This is a genomic window from Kribbella pittospori (assembly GCF_004331465.1).
GTDB lineage: Bacteria > Actinomycetota > Actinomycetes > Propionibacteriales > Kribbellaceae > Kribbella > Kribbella pittospori.
The window spans coordinates 414297-437662 of the sequence record NZ_SJKB01000009.1; the positions used below are offsets into that span (position 1 = coordinate 414297).

At 68.0% G+C, this 23366-nt stretch carries 25 protein-coding genes and 1 pseudogene; 11 read left to right on the forward strand and 15 right to left on the reverse strand.

From position 1 onward, the window contains the following. Positions 1–15: 15 nt before the first annotated feature. Positions 16–2610, reverse strand: coding sequence for a GNAT family N-acetyltransferase (locus E0H73_RS28670; RefSeq protein ID WP_131361680.1), 2595 nt, complete (start codon positions 2608–2610; stop codon positions 16–18). A 129-nt stretch (positions 2611–2739) separates the two neighbouring features. On the opposite strand from E0H73_RS28670, the pseudogene E0H73_RS48445 reads away from it, so the two are divergent. The 3 genes and pseudogenes from E0H73_RS48445 to E0H73_RS28680 form a co-directional block, all read left to right on the forward strand. Continuing rightward, positions 2740–2787 (forward strand): annotated as a pseudogene (locus E0H73_RS48445) (hypothetical protein); the annotation flags it as partial. Continuing rightward, positions 2788–3240 (forward strand): siderophore-interacting protein, encoded by a 453-nt coding sequence (locus E0H73_RS28675; RefSeq protein WP_238164340.1) that lies wholly within the window; start codon positions 2788–2790, stop codon positions 3238–3240. Positions 3241–3250: 10 nt separating this feature from the next. Continuing rightward, positions 3251–3697 carry a GNAT family N-acetyltransferase gene (locus tag E0H73_RS28680; RefSeq protein ID WP_131361681.1) on the forward strand — a complete coding sequence of 149 codons (447 nt, stop codon included), beginning with the start codon at positions 3251–3253 and terminating at the stop codon, positions 3695–3697. Here the strand turns inward: E0H73_RS28680 and E0H73_RS28685 are convergent. Then, positions 3682–4488, reverse strand: a complete 807-nt coding sequence (locus E0H73_RS28685) for a serine/threonine-protein kinase (RefSeq protein ID WP_131361682.1) — start codon at positions 4486–4488, stop codon at positions 3682–3684. The two genes, E0H73_RS28680 and E0H73_RS28685, sit on opposite strands and share 16 nt — an antisense overlap. A 175-nt stretch (positions 4489–4663) precedes the next feature. Further along, positions 4664–6370, reverse strand: a complete 1707-nt coding sequence (locus E0H73_RS28690) for an ABC transporter ATP-binding protein (RefSeq protein ID WP_165555855.1) — start codon at positions 6368–6370, stop codon at positions 4664–4666. Positions 6371–6475: 105 nt separating this feature from the next. Here E0H73_RS28690 and E0H73_RS28695 point away from each other — a divergent pair, with 105 nt between their 5' ends. The 3 genes from E0H73_RS28695 to E0H73_RS28705 are packed head-to-tail and all read left to right on the forward strand — an operon-like array spanning position 6476 to position 9001. Next, positions 6476–7831 (forward strand): sensor histidine kinase, encoded by a 1356-nt coding sequence (locus E0H73_RS28695; protein WP_131361684.1) that lies wholly within the window; start codon positions 6476–6478, stop codon positions 7829–7831. Continuing rightward, a complete protein-coding gene (locus E0H73_RS28700; RefSeq protein ID WP_131361685.1) occupies positions 7831–8481 on the forward strand; it encodes a response regulator in 651 nt (216 codons plus the stop codon). Before E0H73_RS28695 ends, E0H73_RS28700 begins: the two co-directional genes overlap by 1 nt. A 49-nt stretch (positions 8482–8530) precedes the next feature. After that, the gene (locus tag E0H73_RS28705; protein WP_131361686.1) at positions 8531–9001 is read left to right on the forward strand and encodes a hypothetical protein; all 471 of its coding nucleotides are present in this window, start codon (positions 8531–8533) and stop codon (positions 8999–9001) included. Here E0H73_RS28705 and E0H73_RS28710 read toward each other — a convergent pair. From E0H73_RS28710 to E0H73_RS28730, 5 genes are read right to left on the reverse strand one after another with little or no spacing between them, the layout of a single operon-like run. Next, a complete protein-coding gene (locus E0H73_RS28710; RefSeq protein ID WP_165555856.1) occupies positions 8987–9616 on the reverse strand; it encodes a TMEM175 family protein in 630 nt (209 codons plus the stop codon). The two genes, E0H73_RS28705 and E0H73_RS28710, sit on opposite strands and share 15 nt — an antisense overlap. 25 nt (positions 9617–9641) lie before the next feature. Beyond that, positions 9642–11141 carry an arabinosylfuranosidase ArfA gene (gene arfA, locus E0H73_RS28715; protein WP_131361688.1) on the reverse strand — a complete coding sequence of 500 codons (1500 nt, stop codon included), beginning with the start codon at positions 11139–11141 and terminating at the stop codon, positions 9642–9644. Positions 11142–11169: 28 nt separating this feature from the next. Next, positions 11170–11997 (reverse strand): carbohydrate ABC transporter permease, encoded by an 828-nt coding sequence (locus tag E0H73_RS28720; RefSeq protein ID WP_131361689.1) that lies wholly within the window; start codon positions 11995–11997, stop codon positions 11170–11172. Then, positions 11994–12938 (reverse strand): carbohydrate ABC transporter permease, encoded by a 945-nt coding sequence (locus E0H73_RS28725; RefSeq protein WP_131361690.1) that lies wholly within the window; start codon positions 12936–12938, stop codon positions 11994–11996. Before E0H73_RS28725 ends, E0H73_RS28720 begins: the two co-directional genes overlap by 4 nt. Before the next feature lie 15 nt (positions 12939–12953). Next, complete coding sequence (locus tag E0H73_RS28730; RefSeq protein WP_131361691.1) at positions 12954–14240, reverse strand: extracellular solute-binding protein; 1287 nt, start codon at positions 14238–14240, stop codon at positions 12954–12956. 206 nt (positions 14241–14446) lie between these two features. On the opposite strand from E0H73_RS28730, the gene E0H73_RS28735 reads away from it, so the two are divergent. Continuing rightward, positions 14447–15172, forward strand: coding sequence for a hypothetical protein (locus E0H73_RS28735; RefSeq protein ID WP_131361692.1), 726 nt, complete (start codon positions 14447–14449; stop codon positions 15170–15172). 11 nt (positions 15173–15183) lie between these two features. Continuing rightward, a complete protein-coding gene (locus tag E0H73_RS28740; RefSeq protein ID WP_131361693.1) occupies positions 15184–15816 on the forward strand; it encodes a hypothetical protein in 633 nt (210 codons plus the stop codon). A 16-nt stretch (positions 15817–15832) separates the two neighbouring features. Here E0H73_RS28740 and E0H73_RS28745 read toward each other — a convergent pair whose 3' ends face one another. Together E0H73_RS28745 and E0H73_RS28750 are read right to left on the reverse strand one after the other, a co-directional pair. Beyond that, positions 15833–16168 carry a hypothetical protein gene (locus E0H73_RS28745; protein ID WP_131361694.1) on the reverse strand — a complete coding sequence of 112 codons (336 nt, stop codon included), beginning with the start codon at positions 16166–16168 and terminating at the stop codon, positions 15833–15835. A gap of 97 nt (positions 16169–16265) precedes the next feature. Further along, positions 16266–16634, reverse strand: coding sequence for a DUF4258 domain-containing protein (locus E0H73_RS28750; protein WP_131361695.1), 369 nt, complete (start codon positions 16632–16634; stop codon positions 16266–16268). Positions 16635–16790: 156 nt separating this feature from the next. Between E0H73_RS28750 and E0H73_RS28755 the strand changes: the two genes are divergently transcribed. Further along, on the forward strand, positions 16791–18557 hold the full coding sequence (locus tag E0H73_RS28755) for an ROK family protein (RefSeq protein WP_131361696.1): 1767 nt from the start codon (positions 16791–16793) through the stop codon (positions 18555–18557). A 12-nt stretch (positions 18558–18569) separates the two neighbouring features. Here the strand turns inward: E0H73_RS28755 and E0H73_RS28760 are convergent, their stop codons facing one another. From E0H73_RS28760 to E0H73_RS28775, 4 genes are all read right to left on the reverse strand, one after another. Then, positions 18570–19580 carry a LacI family DNA-binding transcriptional regulator gene (locus E0H73_RS28760; protein WP_202867596.1) on the reverse strand — a complete coding sequence of 337 codons (1011 nt, stop codon included), beginning with the start codon at positions 19578–19580 and terminating at the stop codon, positions 18570–18572. Between the two features lie 65 nt (positions 19581–19645). After that, positions 19646–19846 (reverse strand): hypothetical protein, encoded by a 201-nt coding sequence (locus E0H73_RS28765; RefSeq protein WP_131361697.1) that lies wholly within the window; start codon positions 19844–19846, stop codon positions 19646–19648. 62 nt (positions 19847–19908) lie between these two features. Beyond that, positions 19909–20115: a hypothetical protein gene (locus E0H73_RS28770; RefSeq protein WP_131361698.1), complete on the reverse strand. Its 207-nt coding sequence runs from the start codon at positions 20113–20115 to the stop codon at positions 19909–19911. 67 nt (positions 20116–20182) lie between these two features. Then, complete coding sequence (locus tag E0H73_RS28775) at positions 20183–20587, reverse strand: VOC family protein (RefSeq protein WP_131361699.1); 405 nt, start codon at positions 20585–20587, stop codon at positions 20183–20185. Between the two features lie 61 nt (positions 20588–20648). On the opposite strand from E0H73_RS28775, the gene E0H73_RS28780 reads away from it, so the two are divergent. Further along, positions 20649–21071, forward strand: a complete 423-nt coding sequence (locus E0H73_RS28780) for a MarR family winged helix-turn-helix transcriptional regulator (RefSeq protein ID WP_165555857.1) — start codon at positions 20649–20651, stop codon at positions 21069–21071. Between the two features lie 2 nt (positions 21072–21073). On the opposite strand, the gene E0H73_RS28785 is transcribed toward E0H73_RS28780, so the two are convergent. Further along, entirely contained in the window at positions 21074–22117 is a 1044-nt protein-coding gene (locus tag E0H73_RS28785; protein ID WP_131361701.1) for an aldo/keto reductase, read from the reverse strand. Positions 22118–22230: 113 nt separating this feature from the next. Here E0H73_RS28785 and E0H73_RS28790 point away from each other — a divergent pair, with 113 nt between their 5' ends. Continuing rightward, positions 22231–23268, forward strand: coding sequence for an aminotransferase class V-fold PLP-dependent enzyme (locus tag E0H73_RS28790; RefSeq protein WP_202867597.1), 1038 nt, complete (start codon positions 22231–22233; stop codon positions 23266–23268). The last annotated feature ends 98 nt before the right edge of the window (positions 23269–23366 follow it).

Below are 23366 nucleotides of genomic sequence, written 5' to 3' on the forward strand. Positions count from 1 at the left end.
ACCTGAACCTGCCATTCAGTTCAGGAAGCGTTCTGCCGTGAGGAAGCCGAGTTGCGCGGTCTTCGTGGTGCCGTCGGACAGCGTGATCTTGACCTCCGGGCCGATGGTGAAGCCGGACCGGTACAAGCGGTCGACCGCCCGTTCGTTGCGCGTGTCGGGCTCGGCGACGAGTCGCGGATGACCGAGGTGGACGAAGACGAACTGGCCCAGCGCCCGCAGCAGGTTCCCGGTGAAGCCCGGCCGTGGATCACCCGGCGCGACCAGCAGGTGCGCCCCGATGTCCCCGGCCTGGATCTCGTACGCCGCCCCGACCGGATCGGCCTGTGGATCGTACGTCTGCAGCAGCCCGATCGGTACGCCGTCCAACTGCACGACGTACACGTGATGCGTAGGCACTGAGTCCAGGAACCCGTACGTCGCGGCGATCTCGTCCCGGGACAACTCGCCCATGCCCCAGAAGCTCGCGCGGTCGGCCGTGACCCAGCCGTGGATGAGGTCGAGGTCCCGCGACGGATCCGCCTCGACGATGCGGACCGTGCCGAAACCCTCGATCTCGTGGGTGAAACTCCGGTCCTCCCGCTCGAGCGCGTCCCACTCGGTGACGATCGGCGCGAGCTCACCACGCAGCCACAACGGCAGCTGATCGTGATGATGCGGGTCGCCGAGTACGCCGGACGCGCCGAGCGGAACCACCCATCGACTGGCTGATCGATCCGCGAGATCCCAGGCGTAGCGGGCGGCCGAGCCGCGCACGCACACATCGGTGAGTCCCGGCAGGGACGACGTACACCTCACGCAGTGGTGGTCACCGGACAGACCGAGGTCGAACGGCTCCTCGCCCGGCGCGAACACCGGCCCGCGCAACGCGTGCAACGGCGCCAGCTGATGCGTCTCACCCCACGGCGGCCGGCGCTTGCGCGCGGCAACCTCTTCCAACGCCTCGCGCGCCAGCCAGGACACGTTGACGTCCGGGATCAGCTCGGTCGTGACCAGGTTCTCCACCGCGTACGAGACATGCGTGAGCACGTCCATCCACGGCACGAACACCTCGGGAACCTGCGCGTCCTCGAGCACGCCGAAGTGGTCGGCCAGCCGGGACACGAGTGCCTTCCGGATCGCGGCGTACGACGAAGCCGTGCTACTGGTCGCGTCCATCCGCCGGTCCCAGTCGAGCAGTTCGGTGCGCAAGGCAACGGCTTCCGGCGACAGATCCTCCAGGCCGACCAGCGGGGCCAGGAGGCACTCAGCCGACCCGAGGTAGGTGTCCTTGTGGATCGACGGCATCTCGGCCACCGACCAGCTCGGCTGTGACGACACCAGCTCGCGGATCCGGTGTGATCGATGTGGCGCAGCGAACTCGACGCCGAGCGAGGCTGCAAGCTCCCGCGCGTTCGCCATCACCGCCGGTCCGTCAACAGTTGCCCGCGGCATCGGGTCATGCCAGCCGTCCCACTGATGCTCTGCTTCCCACGCCGGTACGACGCGCAGCATGTTCTCGGCGGGACGACGCGGAACCAGCCCGGCCGTGCGATGGAGGAGCCCGCCCGCGGTGTCGGCCGCGAGCATCACGTTGACCGGCTCCACCCAGTCGCCAACAGCGGCATCGATGTCGGCCACTGTGGTTGCCCGGAGCAACTTGGGAATGACCTCGAAGCCGAGCCGCCCGGTCACGCGCGGCGGGTACCGCAGGCTGATCGTCTGGGTCGAGTCGTTGACGATCACCGGACCACGCTCGGTCTCGATCACCTCGATCTCGATCGCATCCGCGCCGGCCACCTCGACGACCTCGGTATGGACCCGGGCCGGCCTCCAGCCATCCGGTCCGAGCGCTTCCAGTCCCGACCCGGCCGGCCGGAGCTGCTCGGCGTACAGGTCCTGGTAGTCGGCCATCGCGTTGGTGATCGCCCACGCGACCTCCCCGGTGTGGCCGAAGTGCGCGACTCCGGGGATCCCGGGAACGGCGAGGCCGAGTACGTCGTACTCCGGGCAGGACAACCGGATCTGCTGGTAGACGCCCGGGCTCTCGATGTAGCGGTGCGGGTCGCCGGCGACGATCGCCTGGCCGCTGCTGGACAGCGACCCCGGGATCATCCAGCCGTTGCTGCCCGCCGTCCGCGGCCCCTCCGAGGTGAACAGGTCGATCTTGTCGTCGCCGAGCGTTCGCGCGACGTGGGTGCGCCACAGCTTGCTCGGAAAGCCGGCGAACAGGATGTGCACCGCGAGCCAGATGCCGAGCGGCGCCCACGGCTCCCACTCCTGCAGCGTGAGCCCCGTCTCGGCGAACTCGGGAGCGCGGGCCGCCCCACCGGGCAGCGCGTGGTTGACGCCCTCGACGTACGCCGTGATCCACTCGCGGGTCTGCTCGTCGAGCGCCTCGAAGCAGCGCTGCGCGGTGTCCGCGAGCCGGGCCTGCCGCGCGAACACATCCCAGCCCGCCGACTCGACGCCGAGGAAGGCCGCGCTCGTACCGAGGAACCGGCGGCGCTCGAGCTCGAGCTGCCAGGCGCGGTCGGCGGCGGCATTGGTGCCTTGCAGGTAGACGAGAGCCAGCGGGTCTCCAGCCCGCAGATGCGGTACGCCGTACGCGTCCCGGAACACCCGAGCATTCACTCCTGGCCTCGTTTCAGTTAGGTTAGGCTGCGCTAACTCACAAGTCAGATTCTTCGGCCGCAATGGCATCGACTCTAGGGGAGGTTCTCGTGGGGCACGGCTGGCAAGCCGCACCAGCGGGCCTACACGCTGGTCGACCCCGATGTCGGGGCCGGGACGTTCAGCCTGGAGTTCGCGTTGCACGACGGCTGTGCGAGCGACTGGTCCCGCAAGGCGCAGTCCGGTGACACTATCGAGGCGACCGTGCAGGGGACCGGGTTCGAGGTGCCGGACCCGCTGCCCGAGCGGATGCTGGTGATCGGCGACCCGGCCTCGTTGCCGGCCATCAACTCCCTGCTCGCGGTCGCCGAAGCTGCCGGCCACGATCTGGTTCGAGACCTCGCACGACGCCGACCACTCGCTGCCGTTCCGGATCGACCCCGAGCGGCACGAGCTCCGTGCGATTCCACGGGCGGAACTGGTCGCGAGCGTCAGACGGATCTTCCGAAGCTCCTCGGCGAAGCGTCCGACGCGTATGTCTGGATCGCGTGCGACACCGCCACCACCCGGGCCCTCACGACGTACGTCCTGAAGGAACTCGCCGTACCGAAGCACCGGGTGAAGGCGCTGGGCTACTGGAAGGCCGCGTAGCCTGACGGGCGTGATCAGCCCTCTCGACCTCAGCGACCGCACGCTTGCCGAACGGGTGCTGGCGATTCAGCACGCCGCGTACGCCGTCGAGGCGGAGCTGATCGGCTTCGACGGCATCCCGCCACTGCAGGAGGACCTCGCCGGCCTGATGTCGTCCACCGAGCACTGGCTCGGCCGGTACGACGGTCACGTCCTCGTCGGCGCGGTGGCGTACGAGTTCCCGGACGGCGACACGGTCGAGATCTCCCGGCTGATCGTCGATCCGGCGTACGCACGCCGCGGTCATGGGCGGGCGCTGCTCGACGACCTCGACGAGCGGGAGCCGCGGCGGACCAGTCTGGTGTCGACCGGCAGCGCGAACACTCCGGCCGTCAACCTCTACAAGTCCCGCGGCTACCACGAGATCGCCCGGATCGAGGTTGCTCCCGGGGTTGAGGTCACTCAGTTCGAGCGGTAGAAACGGTCGAGCCACTCGGGCCACGGCCGCAGCTCGCCGGCCGCATCGGCGAGATCGACCAACGCTTCGGCGACGGTGCCGCGTGCGGCTGGGTCCGTCGAGGTCAGGCGATTGACGACCTGCCGGACCTTGCCGGTGCCAGGGTTCAGGCACTCGGCGAGAGTGCTTCCTAGGCTGTAGAGATCCATCGCGACGCTGACCGGTGCGCACGCCTCCTGCTCGGGCGACGCGTATCCCAGCGTGCCGACGGGATGCCCGGCCGGTTGCAGCGAGCCGATCCGGCGCGCGGTGCCGAAGTCGATCAGGATCGGCCGGCCGTCCCGCAGTACGACGTTGTCCGGCTTCAGATCCAGATGCGCGAGGCCACGGCGGTGAAGGGTCGCGAGAGCCGGCAGGAGCTGCGCGCCGACCAGCGCGACCTGGTCGTCGGGCAGGGCGCCGTTCTCGTCGATCTCGTCGGCGAGGGACGGGCCGTCGACGTACTCGAGGACGATGTGCGGTATGGCGTCGTCGGTGCCGTCGGCAAGCAACCGGGGGAGGGCCGGATGCTGGTTCCCGCCGAGTGCGGCCGTCTCCCGCTGCAGGGACCGGACGGCGCGCGGGTGGCGGATCTGGTGCGGGCGGGCGACCTTCAGTACGGCAGGCGCCCACAGGTCGGGTGACCACACCAGCCAGGTCTCGCAGCGCGTGCCGACGCCGAGCCGCTCGATCGCGAGCATCCCGCCGGGGAGCTCCGTACCTTCGGCCGACTCCCACACCGCCAGGCCGTCGTCCACCGCCAACTCGTCCATCGCTGTCCCTCCAGAAGGTTGATGGCCCGCCGGACACACCCTGAGCGGTGTCCGGCGGGCCGGGTCGGTCAGTCGCGCGAGCGGCTGCGGGAGCGGCTGCGGCTGCGGGAACGGCTACGGGACCGTCCGCGACCGTGGCCGTGGTGCATGGTCGGCTTGATCCGGAGCATGGTGTTCACCTCCTTCCAGCGTTCTGGAGCTGCCCCCTGGCCGGCGGCCGGGAGGAAGACAGGGTGACGACCCGATCGGCGATGGACGCCAGCGCGCGGTCGTGGGTGACGAGCAGCACGGTGCGGTTCGTCGTCGTACTGCGGATCGCCTCGATCACGCCGGCCGCGGACTCGGGGTCGAGCGATGCGGTCGGTTCGTCGAGCAGGACCATCGGTGCGGTCGACACGGCGGCCCGGGCGATCGCGACCCGGCGGCGCTGACCACCGGAGAGGCGTACGCCGCCTTCGCCGAGCGGGGTGTCGTACCCCTGCGGCAGCCGGCCGGCGAACTCGTCCACCAGCGCCGCCCGGCCGGCCGCGACCACTCCGGCCCGCGTCGCGTCCTGGTTGCCAAAGGCAATGTTCTCGGCGACCGTCGCGTCCAGCAGCCACGGGTCCTGCGGCACGAACGCGAACCGCTCCCGCAGCGACCGCTGGTCGCAGTCCCGCACGTCCACCCCGTCGATCAGGATCCTGCCCGCGTCCACGTCGTACAGGCGGAGCAGCAGGTGCAGGGCGGTGCTCTTGCCGATGCCGCTGGGGCCGAGCAGGCAGACGGTCTCGCCGGCTGCGATCCGCAGGTCGAAGTCCTCCAGCACTGGATGTGCTGCCTCGTAGCTGAACCCGACCCGCTCGAAGTGCACCTCGTGTATGAGCCGGGGCGCCGGCCGTGCGTTCGGTCGATCGACCACAGCCTCGTCGTTGTCCAGTACGTCGCGCACCCGGGTCGCACTCGCTCCAGCCTTGGCCAGTACGGCGGACAGCCGAGTCAGACCGCGGACGGGCGAGTACAGGTCCCGCAGGTAGGCCAGCACGACCAGCAACTGCCCAGTGGTCAGTGCACCGCTCAGCACGTGCCGTCCGCCGACGACCAGGACCAGCGCCGACCCGACCGCGAGCACGATGTCGGCCACCGGGGTCCAGCGCGCGTCCACGTCGATCGCCCGCAGTTCCACATCCAGTACGGCGCGGTTGCGGGTCCCGAAGACCGCAGAAGCACGGTCCGTCCGGCCGAATGCCTGCACCGCTCGCACGTTGCGCAGCAGGTCGGTCGTCGTACCTGCGAGCCGTCCGGATTCGGCACGTGCGTCCTGCTGAGCCGACTTGATCAGCCGCCGCTGCCGTACGGCGAACGCCGCCAGCACCGGGACGACGGCCAGCCCGATCAGCGCGAGCTCGGGGTCGAACGCGAACAGCAGAGCCAGGACCCCGACCAGCATCACCGCGTCCGGCAAGAACGAGGTGGCCAGTGCGACGACGCCGTCGAGCACTCGTCCGACATCTGTGGTGAGCCGCGAGACCAGCTCCCCGCTGCGCATCCGGTCGTGCCAGCGCAGCGACCTGGTCATGGTCCGCTGAAACATCGTGGCCCGCAGTGCGGCGCCGATCCGCTCGGCCGCACCCTCCGCGGCGCGCAGGCTCCCCATGTCGAGCAGCCCGATCGCGCCGCTCAGCAGCACTCCGGCCGCAGCCGCGAGGCCCAGCACCAGGAGCGGATCCGGTCCGCTGGCAGAGCCGTCGTCGAACGCGTGGTCGACGGCCAGAGCCAGCGGCCACGGACGCAACAGCACCAGACCGACCCGCAGCACGACCAGTCCGGCCGCGGCGGCGAGTGCAGGGAACTGCGCTCTGGCCGCGGGGCCTGCGACGGTGAGTGACAGCGGGAGCTTCATGCCAACCACAGTCGTCGGCCCGAGGTCGGCATCGGTAGTGCACCTTGGTACTACGACTCTTGTCGGGCTGCCCGTGGACCGTGGTCCCGCCCTACGATCCCAGGCATGGTGAAACGACCGGGCTGGTGGGGCGGGGAGCGCGTTCGGCATGGCCGCCCGCGGAGTGAGCGTGAGCCGGTCTCGACCGCCGGTCTGCTGGTGCGCTTCACGGCCGCCGGCCTGATCGTGCTGCTGTCGCTGGCCGCGCTGATCGCATACATCGCTCGTCAGGCCGGTATCGAGCAGGCCTCCGAGTCCGCCCGGCAGGTGACGTACGTGACCGCGCGCGGCGTGGTCGAGCCACGCCTGACCGCGGAGGTCGTCGCCGGGGAGCCGGCCGCCCTGCAGGCGTTCGACACCGCGATGCGCAGGTACGTGCTGCAAGGCTCGCTGGTCCGGGTGAAGCTCTGGAACGAAAGCGGGAAGATCGTCTATTCCGACGAGTCGCGGCTGATCGGGCAGACCTTCCCCCTCGGCGCGGAGGAGATCGAGGCACTCCGGGTGCAGGGCAGCGCCTCCGAGGTGAGCGACCTGAGCCGGCCCGAGAACCGGTTCGAGATCCCGTACGAGAAGCTCCTCGAGGTGTACGTCGGCGTCCGGGCGGCCAACGGCGAACCAATGCTGTTCGAGGCGTACTTCCAGTACCAAGCCGTCACCGAGGCCGGACAGGCAGCCTGGCAACGCTTCGCGCCACCGTCGCTGGGCGCACTACTCCTCCTCGAGCTGGTCCAGATCCCGTTCGCCTGGTCGCTGGCTCGCCGGGTCCAGAAGCAGCAGCGCGATCGGGCGCGGCTCTTGCAGCACGCTGTCGAGGCATCAGACGCCGAGCGGCGCCGGATCGCAGGCGAGCTGCACGACGGAGTGGTGCAGGAACTCACCGGACTCAACTACGCGCTCGACGCCATGCGGTTGGGCAATCCGACCGAGGGTCAGCGTGCTGAACTGATCGCAGACAGCGCCTCGCGCTTGCGTGGCAGCATCGGCTCGCTGCGGTCGCTGTTGGTCGACATCTATCCGCCCAACCTGGCTGAGGAAGGACTCGCTTCCGCTCTGGCCGAGCTGGCTGCCGGTCTGGAGCGCGTGGGGATCGACGTACGGCTGGAGACCGATGGTGCGGAACAGTTGCCGCCGGCAGCTGCCGCGCTGCTGTTCCGGGCCGCTCAGGAGATCATCCGCAACGTGGCTGCGCACAGCGGAGCGCGCGGCGTGCTGATCAGTGCGGACCGGAGTGACGGCGTCGCACGACTCGTCGTGGACGATGACGGGCGCGGGTTCGACGAGTCGCGGCTGGACGAGCGCAGCAGCAGCGGACACCTCGGACTACGGTCGATCGGCGACCTGCTGGCGGAGTCAGGTGGCATGCTGACGGTGCGGGCCGCGCCAGGCCAGGGGACACGAGTGGAAGTCGAGGTACCGGTCTGATGATCCGGGTGCTGATCGCCGACGATCACGCGATCGTCCGGACCGGCCTGTCCCAGCTGATCGGCACGGCGGACGACCTCGAGCTGGTCGGGGCCGCGGACGACGGGGAGCAGGCGGTCACGATGGCGGCCGAGCTGCGGCCGGACGTCGTACTGATGGATCTGTCGATGCCGGGCACGGACGGGGTTGCGGCGACCGGACGGATCGTGGCCGCGGACTCGTCGGTACGGATCGTGGTGCTGACGTCGTTCAGCGACCAGACGCGGATCCTGGACGCACTGCAGGCGGGCGCGGAGGGGTATCTGCTCAAGCACAGCGAGCCCGAGGTGATCCTGGCCGGCATCCGCGAGGTGATGGCGGGGGGATCGCCGCTCGACCCGAAGGCGGCACGGGTGCTGCTCACGCACCGGCGCAACCCCGGACCGGAGGTCAAGCTGACCGGCCGGGAGCAGGAGGTACTGCGGATGGTCGGCGACGGCCTTCCGAACAAGACGATCGCGCGCCGGCTCGGGATCAGCGAGCGCACGGTCAAGGCCCACCTGACCAACGTGTACCAGCGGCTCGGCGTCACCGACCGCACGCAGGCCGCACTGTGGGCGCAGCGGCACGCCCAGTGGCACACGCAGGGACAGCCGGACCAGGGGTACTAGTACCAAGGTCCGATGGTGCCGGACCGGGTCGACCGGACACCATCGGAGTATGGAGCCAGAAGACCCGAGACGCCGGCCGGTCGTCCTGCAGTCGCGATCCGCCGAGCCGGCGTCCACTCGCCGCCCGGCCCGCTACCTGGCCTGGGCCGGCACCGGACTGCTCGGCCTGGCCGCGGCCGCCGGCCTGGTCGCAGGTGGCACCGCCGTCTGGACAGCCTTTGACCCCGGCACCCCCAACGAGTCACCCGCCCAGCTCTGGCTGCCCCCTCCGGTCACCGTCAACCCGCAGAGCGCCACGGTCACGCCCACACGGACACCGAGTCCGGACGACCACGGCGGCGACCGCACCCGTACGCCGTCGGCCACCAGGACGACCGAGCGCGGCGACGACAAGGGCGGCAGCCGGACCACGACAACCAGGGGCTCGAACACCACCGAGCCGGGTGACGACAAGGGCGGCGACTCCGGCAACTCCGGGAAGGGCAAGTCCGGTAGCGACGACGGGTCAGGCCACGGCTGACGACCGGGTCCGCAGTTGCTCGAAGCCGTAGTACAGGGCAAGGACGAACTGGACGAGCAACGTGACCGGGGCCGAGATGAACGACAGCCCGATACAGGCCGCGTAGAACAACGTGCCGATCGAGTAGCGCAGGACCGACGCGCGCTGCTCGGACGGCGTGAGGTTGTGGTCGACCAGGTGAGACCGCAGTACGTGCCACCAGATCAGGCTGAACGCGATCGCCGCGAGCGTCAGATTGGTGCTGTAGACCGCGGCCGCGACATGGGCATCGATCGTGTCGTCGCGCAGGTACTCCGCGAACAGGTTCGTCGGGAACGGCAGTAGTGCGGTCCACAGCAACAGCAGCAGGTTGAGGAACATCAGCCCGCGATCCGCCCGCCGGATCTGCCGGAACATCGAGTGGTGGTTGACCCACATGATGCCGAGGACCGCGAAGCTGGTCAGGTACGCCGCGAACTGCGGCCACTCCTGCACCAACGCCGGCCAGAGCCGCTGGTCCGGTTCGAGCTCGGGAATATGCAACTCGAGCACGAGCAGGGTGATCGCGATCGCGAAGACGCCGTCGCTGAAGGCCTCGATCCGCGAGGTGTCCGCAAGGTCAGACTGGGTGGCCACGGTCACCCAGTCTGACACCGGGAACTCAGTCGGTCGACAGCCTCAGTGCGACCCAGCTGACGGCCGGGAGGGTGACCGTCAGCTGGCCGTCTTGGAGGCGGGAGTCGGCTGGCTTGGGCGTGATGCGGTCGGGGTGCTCGGCGGAGTTGGTGGCCAGTGGATCGGCGTCGTGCACCATCACGGCTTCCTGGATGGTGGTGACGCCGGCGCGGCTGATGTCGACGGTGACGTCGATCGTGTCCTCGGACGAGCGGTTGACCAGGAAGACCGCCAGTTCACCCTCGGAGTACGTCGCGACCGCGTCGACTGCCGGGACGTCGCCGTATTTCGCGGTGCTGACGGTCGGGGAGTCGGTCTCCAGCCGCAGCACCTGCCCGGCCGCGAGTCGTGAGGTGATCGCGAACGGATGGAACGTGGGCTGCCGCCAAGCCGGGCCGTTCGGCTCCGTCATGATCGGCGCGATCACGTTCGCCAACTGCGCCAGGCAGGCGACGGCGACCCGGTCGCTGTGCCGCAGCAGTGAGATCAGAAGGTTGCCGACAACAACGGCATCGGTGACGTTGTACTCGTCCTCGATCCGTCGTGGTGCGACCTCCCACTGATCGTGTGGTCCGTCGGTCCGCCGCGAGCGTTGGCCGTACCAGACGTTCCACTCGTCGAAGGAGATGCCGATCTTCTTGCTGCTCTTGAGTTCCGCGCCGACGTGATCGGCGGTCGCGACCACGGCCTCGATGAAGTGGTCCATGTTCACCGCCGACGCTAGGAACGACGCGGTGTCGCCGTCGTCGTTGCCGTAGTACGCGTGGCACGAGATGTAGTCCACGAACTGGTACGTCTCCCGGAGCACCTCGCGCTCCCAGGTCCCGAACGTCGGCATCCTCGACGACGACGAACCACACGCGACCAGCTCCAGATCGGGCTCGATCATCCGCATCGTCCGTGCCGTCTCGGCCGCGAGCCGCCCGTACTCCGCCGGAGTCTTGTGCCCGATCTGCCACGGCCCGTCCAACTCGTTGCCGAGGCACCACAACTTGATCCCGTACGGCGATGCGCCGTGCTGCTCGCGGAGGTCGGACAGCGCCGTACCGCCGCGGTGGTTCGAGTACTCCTGCAGGTCGAGCGCCTCCTGCACGCCGCGGGTGCCGAGGTTCAGAGCCATCATCGGCTCGACCCCGGCCTTGGCGCACCAGGTGATGAACTCGTCCAGGCCGAACTCGTTCGTCTCGACGCTGTGCCACGCCAGGTCGAGCCGCCGCGGCCGGCCCTCGCGCGGACCGACGCCGTCCTCCCAGCGGTAACCGGAGACGAAGTTACCGCCGGGGTAGCGGACCACGGACACGCCGAGCTCCCGGGTCAGCTCGAGGACGTCCTTGCGGAAGCCGTCCTCGTCGGCGGTCGCGTGCCCCGGCTCGTAGATACCGGTGTAGACGCAGCGGCCCATGTGCTCGACGAACGTGCCGAAGGTCCGCCGGTTGACCGGGGCAACCGTGAACGCGGGGTCGATGATGATGCGGGCAGAGGTCACCAGGTGGCTCCTGTCGTCAGAGGTGAGGTCATCCCTTGATGCCGGCGTCGCCCACCCCACGCACCACGTGGCGCTGGAACAGTGCGTAGACGATCAGCAAGGGAAGGCCGCCCAGCACGGCGGACGCCATGATCTGGGCGTAGCGCAGGCCGTACGAGCCCTGCACGTTGGCGAGTCCGACCGGGATCGTCATCATCGACGGGTCGGTGGTCACGATGAAGGGCCAGAGGAAGTTGTTCCAGGCCCCGATGAACGTGAAGATGCCGACGGCAACGAGGATCGGCCGCGACATCGGCACCATCACGCTCCAGACGATCCGCCACCGGGTCGCGCCGTCGACCCGGGCGGCGTCCTCGTAGTCGCGGGAGATGCCGTCGAAGAACTTCTTCAGTACGAACACCATCACCGGTGCGACCACCTGCGGCAGCACGATGCCCCAGTAGGTGTCGACCAGGCCGAGCCCGGTCATCTCCTGGAACAGCGGCACGATCAGCACCTGCGGCGGGACCAGGATGCCGGCGATGATCAGGCCGAACAGCACCCGCCGGCCGGGGAACCTGGTCCGGGAGAACCCGAACGCCGCCAGCACCGAGACAACCAGCGTCAGACCGGTCACCAGCACCGAGACGACGGTGCTGTTGAAGAACCAGCGGATCAGGTCGCCCTGGTCGAGCACACTGCTGTACGCCGCCATGGTCGGTGCCGCTGGCAACCACGTGATCGGTGACCGGGTCGTCTCCGGCTCCGGCTTGAGTGAGGTGTCGAGGGCCCAGAGCAACGGAACCAGCCAGAGCACGGCCAGCAGTATTGCGCCGACGATGGTCGCCACCTTCGGGAAGGTCCAGGTCGTCCTCATTGGCCGGCCTCCTTCCGGCCGGAGAACAGTCTGAACTGCAGTACCGCGACCACCACGATGACCGCGAAGAACATGTACGAGATCGCCGATGCGTAGCCGATCCGGTAGTTGGTGAAGCCGTTCTGGTAGATGTACTGGATGATCGGCCGGGTCGCGAAGTTCGGCCCGCCATTGGTCATCAGGTAGATCTGGTCGAAGATCTTCAGCGACGCCACCAGTTGCAGCACGACGATCAGCCCGGTGGTCCGGCTCAGCAGCGGGAGCGTGATCCGGAACAGCTGCTGCCGGCCGTTCGCACCGTCGATCGCAGCCGCCTCGTACACCTGGGCCGGAATCCCTTGCAGGGCAGCGAGATAGAGCAGGAAGTTGAATCCGACTGTCCACCAGACGGTCGTGATCACCACCGCGAGCATGGCCCGGTTTTCGGTGTTCAGCCAGTCGATCTCGGCGAACCCGCCGGCCGTCAGCAGCCCGTTCACCAGGCCGAACCCGGGCTGGTAGATCCACACCCAGATCAGGGTCACGACTGTCGCGGGGAGGACGAACGGAGCGAAGTACGAGAACCGCAACAGCCAGCCCAGCATGCCTTTGCGGTTGGCCAGCAGCGCCATCACCAGCGCGATGATGACCAGTGGCGGAGTGCTCATCGCGGTGAAGACGAGGGTGTTCTTCAGCGACGACCACACGGCCGGATCGCCGAACATCTCCCGCCAGTTCTGCAACCCGAGGAACTCCTGCTTCACCCCGGCGAGACTGGTGTTGAAGAAGCTGTTCCACAGCCCGGAGATGATCGGCCAGATCATGAAGACGGCGAACAGCAGCAGGAACGGCGCGACGAAGAACAGCCCGCCCCAGCGTTCCTTCCAGGGCTGTCCCGTCGCCGGCTTCGCCGCGGTGCGCGGCGTACTCGTGGTGACCTGAGGTTGTGTCTGTACGGCCATGAACGTGACCTCCTGTCAGACCGGGGACGGGGTGTCGAGCAACTTCTGGGTGGCGGCCTTGAACTGCGCGAGCGCCGCCTTGGGGGTCGCCTGGCCGGAGAACACTCCGCTGAACGCGGCCCCGGCCTCGTTCTCCAGTTGCGCTCCCGAACCGCTGAACCAGCCGTCCGGGTCGTAGAGCACGTCCGGCGCGACACTGCGGTACTCCGCCTGTGGCTTCAGATCCAGGTACTTCTGGCTCTTGGCCACCGGCTGGTACGCCGGGATGTGCCCACCGGCCGCCCAGTCCGCACTGTGCTTGAGGATCCAGGCGATGTACTCGATCGTCGCCTTGGTGTCGTCCTTGTTCCGGTTGGCCTGGTGCGGCAGCACGAACGTGTGCGAATCCCCGGCGAAACTGGGGACGTCGTACACGACCGGGAACGGCGCCATGCTGAACGGCGTCTTCGCGGTCTGGTACGTCGTCACCTCCCACTCACCGTTGAAGCTCAGACCCGCGTCGCCGTTGGTGAACTGGGCGACCAGGGCGGCGTAGTTCGACGACTTCGGGGTCAGGCCGTCGGTGGCGAGTTTCGCCATCAGTTCAAGGGCTTCCAGTGCCTTGGCATCGTCCAGGACGAGCCGAGTGCCGTCGTCGCTGAAGAACTTGCCTTCCAGTTGGCCGTAGAGCGTCCACCAGATCCGCCACGGGTTCGTGGTCTCGACCGAGGCGGCGTACTTGCCGGTGGTCTCCTTGACCGCCTTGAGCAGGTCGAGGAACTCGGTGACGCCTTTGACCGGCTTGATCTTGCCGTCCGGGCCGAGCAGGCCGGCCTTCTTGCAGACGTCGGTGTTGTAGTAGAGGACGAACGGGTGCTGATCGAGCGGTACGGCGTACAGCTTGCCGTCGACGATGCAGCGGTTCCAGGTCGCCGGCAGGAAGTCGGACTCGCGAACGCCGGCCTCCTCGAGCAGGTCGACCGGGATCGGGTCGAGCATCGTGGTCGGGCTGAATCCCTTCAGCCGGGACAGATGCAGGGTCGCGACCTCGGGCGCGCGGCCGCCGGCCGCGGACATCGCGAGCTTCGTGTAGAACGGCGGACCCCAGGCGAGCGTGTGCGCCTCGAAGTCGACGTCAGGGTGCTCGGCGACGTACTGCTGATGGATCTGCAGCAGCCGGGCGCCGTCACCGCCGCCGAAAAGATTCCATTCCCGGACCCGCGGCCGGGACCCGAGGCTGCCGCAACCGGTGAGCGCGAGGGCGCCGAGCATGCCACCTAGTACTGCTCTGCGCCGTGGACGAGGAGGGCGGTCGTCAAGCATGCGAGCCTACTTTACATCGGTGTACTACATCGGTGTAGAGATGATGCCCGGGTGCTCGGAGGTCGTCAACAGCTCAGCCATGGTGGCTTTGTGTCATCGACCTCCGGTGATGTCGATCCACTGTGTCTACGCTTGTCGACGGGCGTAGACAAGCGTAGACATTCGAGTTACGCTCGTCGGGTTGCCGGTGGGGTGAAGGAGGGGCAGTGCAGACCATCAAGATCCGGGACCTGCGTGGATCGAGGCTCGAGCAGCATGCACGTCAAGGCGAGCTCGTCGGGCTGACGCGTGACCGCGCTCTCATCGCCGTGGTGATTCCCGCCGGTCAGGCCTGGGTCGAGCACCTGGTCGACCGGAACTGGTCCCATGTCACGCGGCAGATCGCCGAGGGCGAGGCCGACGTCGCCGACTCCGGCAAGCTGGCCACGCTCGACGAGGTGCTGGCTGAAGCGGACATCGCGGTGTCCTCCGGTCCTGCCGGCGCGGCGCGACGGGCCGTTCGAGGGCCTGGGGATCCCAGCGGTGACGAATATGTCTCCGTCGTACCGGACCGGCCCGGGAACGACGAACTGGCCGAGGAGTTGGGCCGGCCGACGGCGGCGATGCTGAGACGCTTGGGCGCGCAGTTCGGTGCCGCATCTGCGGATGGCAACCAGATCACCCGGTCGAGCACGATCCGGGTGCGAGACCTGTCGGCTCGCCGCATCGACGAAGCCGGCGCCTCCGGCGAGTTGCTCGTGCTGACCAACGATGGTCTGCAGGTCGGCATCGTCGTTCCGGTCTCGCAGAGGTTCGTCGAGTTCCTGGTGACCCAGAACCTGTCCAGGATCATGTATGACGCGCAGCGCGCGGAGCTGCAATCGCTCAACCGGGAGCAGCTCGAAACGCTGGACGAAGATCGCTCGACGGAGCAGTCGCCGACCCGTAGATGAAGGAGAGGCCGATGCCCGCTACGGAGCAGACCACGACCGCCCCGGCGGCGAGCTTCGCGGCCGCGACCGAGACGTTGCGCTCGGCGGTGCGCTGGCTGCTCACCGCGGCGGCAGGTGTCGGCGGACTCCTGGTCGCGGGTCTTCAGCTCACCAGCCTGGGGTCGTTGAATCTCGACGACTGGCGACTGTGGGTCGGAGTCAGCGGGGTCCTCATTGCCGTGGCCGGGGTGGCCTATCTGATCACTCGGGCGAGTCAGATCCTCACCAACGAGTGGATCACGCTCGCTCAGCTGAGTGTCGACGACTTCCAGGCGCGGCTCGGCGGTGCCACGTCGCAAAGCCCCCTGCTGCTCGAAATCGAGGTCTACAAACACGAGCTGTATGCGCACGTCGCAGAGACTGTGGAGCAGCTCTACCAGCGATTGATCCAGGCCAATGAGCTGGCCAGGAAAACCGGGGCCGACGAGTCGGTGGCATGCAACGCGGCCGAGCTACGGGAAGCGGCCGACAAGGTCGTGCAGTTCGCGAACTATCACGAGACGCGCGGCCGGTTCAGAACCTTGAGCCGTCAGTTCGCCTTCGCGGGAGCCGCCGTGGTGGTCGGCGTCCTGCTGTTCGCCTACGCGGCCAACCCGGCGGGCTGAAGCACCTGACTCTCGGTCAGTGTGGGTGGAACCCCGTCTCCGGTGACAACAGGCTCACTACGAAGCAGCCCGATCGGGCGACCTTCCTGTCCAGCTGGTGCCGGAGCCGGTCGAGCTCGCCGTCCGTCAACGGTCGGTACACCGCGACGATCCCACCGAGGTGGAGCGGAACGGCGGAGTACATCCGGCCTCCGTCCCACAAGGGGAAGTGGTAGGCGCTCTGGGAGTTCGGGCCATCCAGCTGCAAGTCCTGCCGCAGACAGTCGGCCAGCGCTGTCCGCTCGATCTGGCTCCCCAGGGCCAGCACGAACAGCTTCGCTGCCGGGCTGAGCACGACCTCGTAGCGGATCATGACCTTTCCCCCACCTCCCGATCGGATTGTGTGGCGATGTGACGAGGCCCGCGCCGGACGAGGCCCGCCTGGGCCTCGATCCGGTTCCGGGCAACGATCACTGGATGCCCCACCGCTGGCTGGGGCCGGACCTTGAACGTCGCACACTGCGGTCGCGCCGGTTCGACGGGTCGCGGCGGTAACCGCGCAGGCCCTCGTTGCGACCGCGCCAGCGGGCCGGACTGGCCCCTCGGGGCAGGACGGTCAGGATCTTGGTCATCGCCCGGTTCAGCACCACGGCCACCCCGTTGGCGCCGAAGACGGTGATGCCCCGGCCGTCCACGACGCGGGTGGTGCCGGCCTCGGTCAGGGTCGCGAGCAGCTCGGCACCCGCGATCTTCCGCTCGGCCATCCTGGCCCGTGCGTGCCTCGTCAACTTCATCCCGCCGGCCATCAGCGGCGGGTAGTCCAGTGGCGAAGTGGTCATACTCCAGGGTCGGTCCGCAGGTTAAGTCTGTCAAGTAGTTAGAACACTAGTAAGAATCAACTCAAATCTTTGTTTGACAAATAGATTTACTCGACACATTTACTAAGTGGTAGTAGGATCTGCGACTATCACCGGTGGTCAGTGAAGAGGTTGGCGATGGCAAAGGCGACACCCGAGCATCAGGGGTTCGAGAATCACCTTGCTGCGGTACTTCCGCCGAAGCTCCGCTCGCAGGTGCTCGGTGCGGTCCTGCAGGAGCTGGCGATCGCGGCTCCTCTCGGTTGTCTGCGCAGTGACCTCCTGCAGCGGATCGGCCCGGGCGATGGTTCGGTCTACTCGCCGGCCACGCTCTCGAAAGCGCTGTCCGCTCTGGAGAAGGCCGATCTCATATCGAAGAGTGCCGTCAAGGCCGGCCGGAACGGCGGCCGGCCGCCCGAGCGCTACATGATCGGAAGCGACCTATGGGCTGTTGTCGGAGTGCACATCTCGATCAGCCAGAACCGCATGCACAGGGTCACCTGCACTGTGCGCGACCTCAGTGCGCGACTGATCGACGCCGGAAGTCTCCCGCTGGGTGACCACGAGGACTGGGGGCGTATCGCCGAGCAGGTCGGCAGCTTCGTCCGGCAGATGATCGGCAAATGGCGGGACGGGCGGCCCGGTGGTCGAGTGCTCGGCGTCGGGGTCGAGGTGCCTGGCCATGTCCACCGCGGCGATGTGCTGGAGGCTCCACACTCAGGGTGGGAGCGCGTCAGTCCGCTGGCGAAGAACATCGGCGAGGCACTCCGGGAGCACCTGACCGTCGTCCTCGACAACGACGTCAACCTGATCGCCCTTCGCGAGATGTACCGGCCCGACCGGCGAACGCGACCCGAGGGCGGGGCCGTGGTGGCGGTCTTCGACGAGGGTGTGGGTGCAGGGCTGATCGTCGGCGGCCGAGTGCACCGCGGTCACCGTGGAGCCGCCGGGGAACCGGGGCACAACCCGGTCTTCGTCGGCCCTGGTGACCCTCACTCTTCGCTCGACACTCGCGATGCTCCGGCGCGCGCGGGGAAGTATCCGACTTTCTCAGATCCCTGTACCTGCACGAAGCTTCACCACATCGACTGCTACGCCATTCCCGAGCGGATCGCCGGTGAGCTGGGCCGACCGCTCAGTGAGTTCGGCCGGCTGGCCGGTGAGCCGGCGTACGACGTGGACGGCAATCTCACTCCCGCCGGCCGAGCCTTCTGGACTGCGGGTTCGGCCCTCGGCCACGGAATCGTCGCACTGCTGCACGCTCACAATCCGGGCTGGCTGCTGCTACTCCTACCGCCCGCGCTCGCCGATGTGGATGTGGAGGCGAATGCCGGGGATCGGCGTACAGGCGCGACTCTCTATCGCCAAGCGATCGAAACGGTCATCGACGAGCATGCCTTCTCGTCGTCGGCCTCCGATGCCCGCAGGGGAAGTTCCGTGCTGGAGGTTCGGGCGACCGCCGACGATCCCCACGGGGGACCGGAGAAGGCCGCCCGCAATGCCGCAGTGCGCGTGCTCGACGACTTCATTGCCCACGCTCTCAAGCGGGACGAGTGTGTTCGCGAGCAAACGGTCGAGGTCGACGCCGCCGTACCTACAGACCTGGATGAGCGGGAGCAGTACCGGGAGCGGCTGCTCGCGCTGGAGCAGGATCTCCGGGAGATCCTCAAGAAGTACGACCCCGAGGGGTTGGTCCGGGGTGAGACCTATGCCAATCAGTACTTCGCCGAACAGTCCAAGCTCTTGCAACTCGTCATGGACGACCGACTCGACAGCGACTCGATTCGTGAGCTTTGGGTCCGGAACTTCAAGGCTTCGAAGCTGTTGGCCGATGACCGGAACCTGAAAGACTTCACCAGAGCGCTCGAGACCGTGCAGGCTCGCTGGGCATTGGCCGGACGATGACTAGGTGCTTCGTCAGCTGACGCCGAGGGTGGATTCGCGGGTGTGGAGTTCGTACGGCGCGACGATCTCCTCGTGTTCGGAGTCGTCGCCGGTCATCCGGCGGACGAGGAGGTCGACTGCGGTGCGCGCGATCTGGGTGCGGCCGGGGTCGACGGTGGTGAGGGTCGGCGTGCTGTATTGGGCCTCGTCGATGTTGTCGAAGCCGGCCACGGCGACGTCGTCCGGGATGCGCAGGCCGTGCTTGGTGAGGGTCCGGATCGCACCGAGGGCGAGGGTGTCGTTGAGGGCGAGGACCGCGTCGAACTTCCGCCCGGAGGCGAGCAGGGCCTGGGTCGCCTCGGCGCCGGTCGAGCGGTGCCACTTGCCCGCATTGAAGGCGAGCTCCTCCGGCACCGGTACGCCGTGCTCGGTCAGCGCCTCGGCATACGCGTCGTACCGGATCGCGGCGGTGCCGACCTTCTCGCCGGGGTGGACGCCGAGGACGGCGATCCGGCGGCGGCCGAGTTGCAGTAGGTGTTCGACCGCGGCCTTGGTGCCGGCCACGTTGTCGATCATCACGTGGTCGACCGGGCTGTGGAAGATGCGTTCGCCGAGCAGGACCATCGGTGCGGACGTGGTCAGCTGCCCGATGTCCTCCTGCCCGAGGCCGAGCGGGCTGTACAGCAGACCGTCGACCAGGTGGCCGCGCGGCCGGTTGATCACGGTCAGCTCGCGGTCGCGATCGGCGCCGGTCTGCTCGATCATCACGGTCAGACCGTGCTGCTCGGCGGCCTCGATCACCGCGTCGGCGAGCTCGCCGAAGTACGGCAGGCTCAGCTCGGGCACGGCCAGGCCGATGATGCCGGTCCGGCCGGACTTGAGGTTCCGCGCCGAGATGTTCATCTGGTAGCCGAGCGCATCGATCGCGGCGAGCACCTTGGTGCGGGTCTCCTCGCGGATGTACGGATACCCGTTCATCACGTTGGAGACCGTCTTCGGTGACACCCCGGCATGCCGGGCCACGTCACGCATCGTCACCGCCACGGCATCACCCCCAACCACCACCGGTCATGGGCACACACGGTAATGCACGCGACTGCTCGAACCGCTCAGTCGTCGGTCGACGGCGGCACTTGGTGCGGTGGGCGCCGGGGCGGGCTCGGCTGCGGCCCGGCCGACGTGCCGCCCGGGTGATCCGGGATGTCCGCCTCGTGGTCAGTGAACTCGACGCCCTCCTCGGCCAACGTCTCGTCGACCTCCGCGGGCAGTTCATGGCCTGGGTGTGGCAGACCGGGCCTGTCGAAACTCATCGCACCCTCCCTGGGATCCGTCCCTGCATCACCACGGTACGTCGCCGCAGGGACGCCAGGGCTCAGGTGCCGTACGGCGGACGATTCAGCGGGGTGAGCGTGATACCGGTCTGGAGCGCCTTGCTGAGGATCGCTCCCTCCGGCCGGCCGAGCCGGAGACCGATCACCGAGGGTGGCAGGTTCTCTGCCGCGAGTGCTTTGAGCTTGCTGAGTTCTTTTGCTGTCCAGGGTTCCGCGGCGTTGCGGATGGACTGCGGCAGGGCTGCCATCGACCTCACTCTTTCTTCCGATTACCCCATCCTGGTTCCCGATTTCCATCGATTGAAAAGTGCGGGGTCAGTACGACTGGAGCTCGAGCAGGGTGCCGTCGGGCGCGCGGAGGTGCGCGGTGCGGAGGTTCGGACCCCACTGCGGCCGGTCCTGGGGTGGCGCCAGAACGGTGGCGCCGAGCTTCTCCAGGACCTCGGCCGCCGGGTCCACGGCGTCGACCTTCAGCACCAGCATCGACGCATCCTGGGACTCCGTCTCGGCCGGCAGCCCGTCGGTGCCGATGGTGTTCGCGATCATCGCCCGGCCGAACAGCACCAGACCGGTTTGGCCATCCAGATCCCAGTTGGCGTACTGCGCCTCGGGGATCACCTTGACCGGCTGAACGCCGTACAGCTCGGCCAGTGCGGGTCGGTAGAAGTCGACGGCCGTGGGGAAGTCGCGGACCAGCAGCCGTGGGTAGAGCGCGTCCATGGGTGAGCATCTCCAATTAGTTGGGAACAACCAACAGTTGGTTAGGGCCTACAATAGCGTCATGGAGACGCTCAGCGGGACGACCACCTTCGTGCTGCACAAGGTGGCGGTGGCCAGCCGGCGCGCGATCGCCGACCGGCTGGCCGAGCGTCCCGGCCTCACGCTGTGGGAGTACGCCGCTCTGGCGGAGCTGGCCGAGCTCGGCCCAGCCGCGCAGAACACGCTCGCGACCGCGCTCGGGATGGACACCGCCGACATGGTCCGTTTGATGGATGCGCTGATCGAGAAGCGGATGGTCCAGCGGGAGCGTGACCCGGCCGACCGCCGTCGCTACCGGATCACGCTCACCGCCAGAGGCCGGACCGCCCTGACCGCGGCGCAGCGGACGGTCCGCGACGTAGAGAAGACAACCCTGCAGCCGCTAACAACCACCGAGCGCGCGACCCTGCACGCCCTCGTGACGAAGATCCGCGCGAACAGCTGAGCTCAGCGGTCTGCGGCGGGCCGACGACGCTGGCTGAGGTCCGTGAGCGACTTGGGCTGCCAGGCGGCGTCGGCTTCGTAGAGGTCGGTGCCGGGTGGGACGATCTCGTCGATCTGGTCGAGGACGGCGTCGTCCAGGATCAGGTCGGCGGCCTTCAGCAGGCCCTCAAGTTGTTCCATCGTGCGTGGGCCGTTGATCACCGAGGTGACCGCCGGGTGGGTGGTGACGAACGACAGTGCCAGCTCGGGGAGCGTCACTCCGATGCCCTCGGCAACTTCCATCAGCCGTTCGACAGCGTCGTACTTCGCGGCGTTGGCCGGCAGTGACGGGTCGAACCGGTGCGGTGCAAGGGCCGCGCGCCCCGAGGTGAGATCGATCGGCTGGTCCTTGCGGATCTTGCCCGACAGGAAGCCCCACGCGAGCGGGCTGTAGGTGAGCACGCCCATGCCCAGCCGCCGGCAGGTCGGCAGCACCGAGCGCTCGATCCCGCGACTGATCATCGAGTACGGCGGCTGGTCGGTGCGAAAACGCCCGTACCCCCGCCGCTCCGACACGTGGTACGCCTCCACCAGCTCCTCGGCCGGGAACGCGGAGCATCCGAACGCGCGGATCTTCCCCTGGGAGACGAGATCGCTCATCACCCACAGTGTTTCCTCGATGTCCGTGGTGTGATCCGGCCGATGGACCTGGTACAGGTCGATCCAGTCGGTGTCGAGCCGGCGCAGGCTGTCCTCGACGGCACGCGTGATCCACCGCCGCGAGTTCCCGCTCTGGTTGCGGCTCCCGTCGTGCAGCGGGAAGTGCACCTTGGTCGCCAGTACGACGTCGTCCCGGCGTCCCTTCAGGGCTTTCCCGACGATCTCCTCGGACTCCCCGGTGGAGTACATGTCCGCGGTGTCGACGAAGTTGATGCCCTGGTCCAGGGCGGTGTGGATGATCCGGACACTGTCCTCGTGGTCGGGGTTGCCGACGGCACCGAACATCATCGTTCCGAGGCAGTGCACACTGACCTCGATCCCGGTCCCACCCAGCGTGCGATAACGCATGAACTCCTCCTGTGTTCTGACCGATGCCTGCGACGCAGGACACTAGGAGCTAGAGCGCTGTCTAGGTCAAGCGCTGCCTAAGGTGGACCCAGGCGACGAGTGAGGGAGTGCACGTGGGCGAGTTCGCGGGGTTGTGGGATCCGGAGCCGGGCTGGCTGAATACGGCCTCCTACGGACTGCCGCCGCGGCCGGCTTGGGAGGCGCTGCAGGCCGTGCTGTCCGACTGGCGGGTCGGCGCCACGAGTTGGGAACCATGGGATGAATCCACGACCCGTTCGCGGGAGTCGTTCGCGCGGATGGTCGGAGCCGACGTACGGGATGTCTTCGTCGGCAGTACGGTCTCGGCCGCGCTGATCCCGATCGCGGCCGCCCTGCCGGACGGCGCCAAGGTTCTCACCGACGACGTCGAGTTCACGTCGAACGTCTTCCCGTGGAAGGTGCACGAGGACAGGGGCATCGAGGTTGTCGGCGTACCAGGAGACCAGTTGGTCTCGGCGATCCGCCCGGGTGTCGACCTGGTCGCGGTGAGTGCGGTCCAGTCGTCGACCGGTGTCGTCCTGGACCTGCCCGCGGTGATTGCCGCGAGCAAGGAGATCGGTGCGCTCGTGGTGATCGACGCGAGCCAGGCGCTCGGTTGGCTGCCGCTGACCGTCGATGGCATCGACGTACTCGTTGCGCACACCTACAAATGGCTGATGTCGCCCCGCGGCGCGACGCTCGGCTACCTCTCGCCGCGACTCCAGGAGCGATGCCGCCCGACGGCCGCCGGATGGTACGCCGGTCAGGACGTGCACGGCTCGTACTACGGGACCCGGATGGACCTCGCCGACGGCGCGCGCAGGTTCGACCAGTCGCCGGCCTGGTTCTGCTTCGTCGGTGCCGCACCGGCGCTCGAGTTGGTCGAGGAGATCGGCGTCGAGACGATCAACCGCCACAACGTGGACCTGGCGAACGAGTTCCGCGCCGGTCTCGGTCTGCCGCCGTCGAACAGCGCGATCGTCAGCACCAACCTCCCCGGAGCCGAGGAAGCCTTCGCGGCCGCCGGAATCCGTGCCGCCGTCCGCGACGGCAAGCTCCGCGCGTCCTTCCACATCTACTCCACGCAGGCCGACGTACATCAGGCCCTCACAGCCTTGAAGCCCCTGCTTTAACAGCTGATATGGAGTGAGTTCTTGTCAAGTGGCAGGGTGAGGCGCCCGTCCCGGTTGCCGGGGCGGGCGCCTCGTGGCTTGGTCGGGGTTTTGGTCGG

Excerpts from the sequence above, each read along its gene's own strand:
- E0H73_RS28780 (WP_165555857.1), top strand. The coding sequence starts at position 20,649 with ATGGAGACGCTCAGCGGGACGACCACCTTCGTGCTGCACAAGGTGGCG.
- E0H73_RS28690 (WP_165555855.1), bottom strand. The coding sequence starts at position 6,370 with ATGAAGCTCCCGCTGTCACTCACCGTCGCAGGCCCCGCGGCCAGAGCG.
- E0H73_RS28755 (WP_131361696.1), top strand. The coding sequence starts at position 16,791 with ATGGCAAAGGCGACACCCGAGCATCAGGGGTTCGAGAATCACCTTGCT.
- E0H73_RS28720 (WP_131361689.1), bottom strand. The coding sequence starts at position 11,997 with ATGAGGACGACCTGGACCTTCCCGAAGGTGGCGACCATCGTCGGCGCA.
- E0H73_RS28770 (WP_131361698.1), bottom strand. The coding sequence starts at position 20,115 with ATGGCAGCCCTGCCGCAGTCCATCCGCAACGCCGCGGAACCCTGGACA.
- E0H73_RS28725 (WP_131361690.1), bottom strand. The coding sequence starts at position 12,938 with ATGGCCGTACAGACACAACCTCAGGTCACCACGAGTACGCCGCGCACC.
- E0H73_RS28785 (WP_131361701.1), bottom strand. The coding sequence starts at position 22,117 with ATGCGTTATCGCACGCTGGGTGGGACCGGGATCGAGGTCAGTGTGCAC.
- E0H73_RS28695 (WP_131361684.1), top strand. The coding sequence starts at position 6,476 with ATGGTGAAACGACCGGGCTGGTGGGGCGGGGAGCGCGTTCGGCATGGC.
- E0H73_RS28775 (WP_131361699.1), bottom strand. The coding sequence starts at position 20,587 with ATGGACGCGCTCTACCCACGGCTGCTGGTCCGCGACTTCCCCACGGCC.
- E0H73_RS28700 (WP_131361685.1), top strand. The coding sequence starts at position 7,831 with ATGATCCGGGTGCTGATCGCCGACGATCACGCGATCGTCCGGACCGGC.
- E0H73_RS28740 (WP_131361693.1), top strand. The coding sequence starts at position 15,184 with ATGCCCGCTACGGAGCAGACCACGACCGCCCCGGCGGCGAGCTTCGCG.
- E0H73_RS28685 (WP_131361682.1), bottom strand. The coding sequence starts at position 4,488 with ATGGACGAGTTGGCGGTGGACGACGGCCTGGCGGTGTGGGAGTCGGCC.
- E0H73_RS28745 (WP_131361694.1), bottom strand. The coding sequence starts at position 16,168 with ATGATCCGCTACGAGGTCGTGCTCAGCCCGGCAGCGAAGCTGTTCGTG.
- E0H73_RS28750 (WP_131361695.1), bottom strand. The coding sequence starts at position 16,634 with ATGACCACTTCGCCACTGGACTACCCGCCGCTGATGGCCGGCGGGATG.
- E0H73_RS28705 (WP_131361686.1), top strand. The coding sequence starts at position 8,531 with ATGGAGCCAGAAGACCCGAGACGCCGGCCGGTCGTCCTGCAGTCGCGA.
- E0H73_RS28765 (WP_131361697.1), bottom strand. The coding sequence starts at position 19,846 with ATGAGTTTCGACAGGCCCGGTCTGCCACACCCAGGCCATGAACTGCCC.
- E0H73_RS28730 (WP_131361691.1), bottom strand. The coding sequence starts at position 14,240 with ATGCTTGACGACCGCCCTCCTCGTCCACGGCGCAGAGCAGTACTAGGT.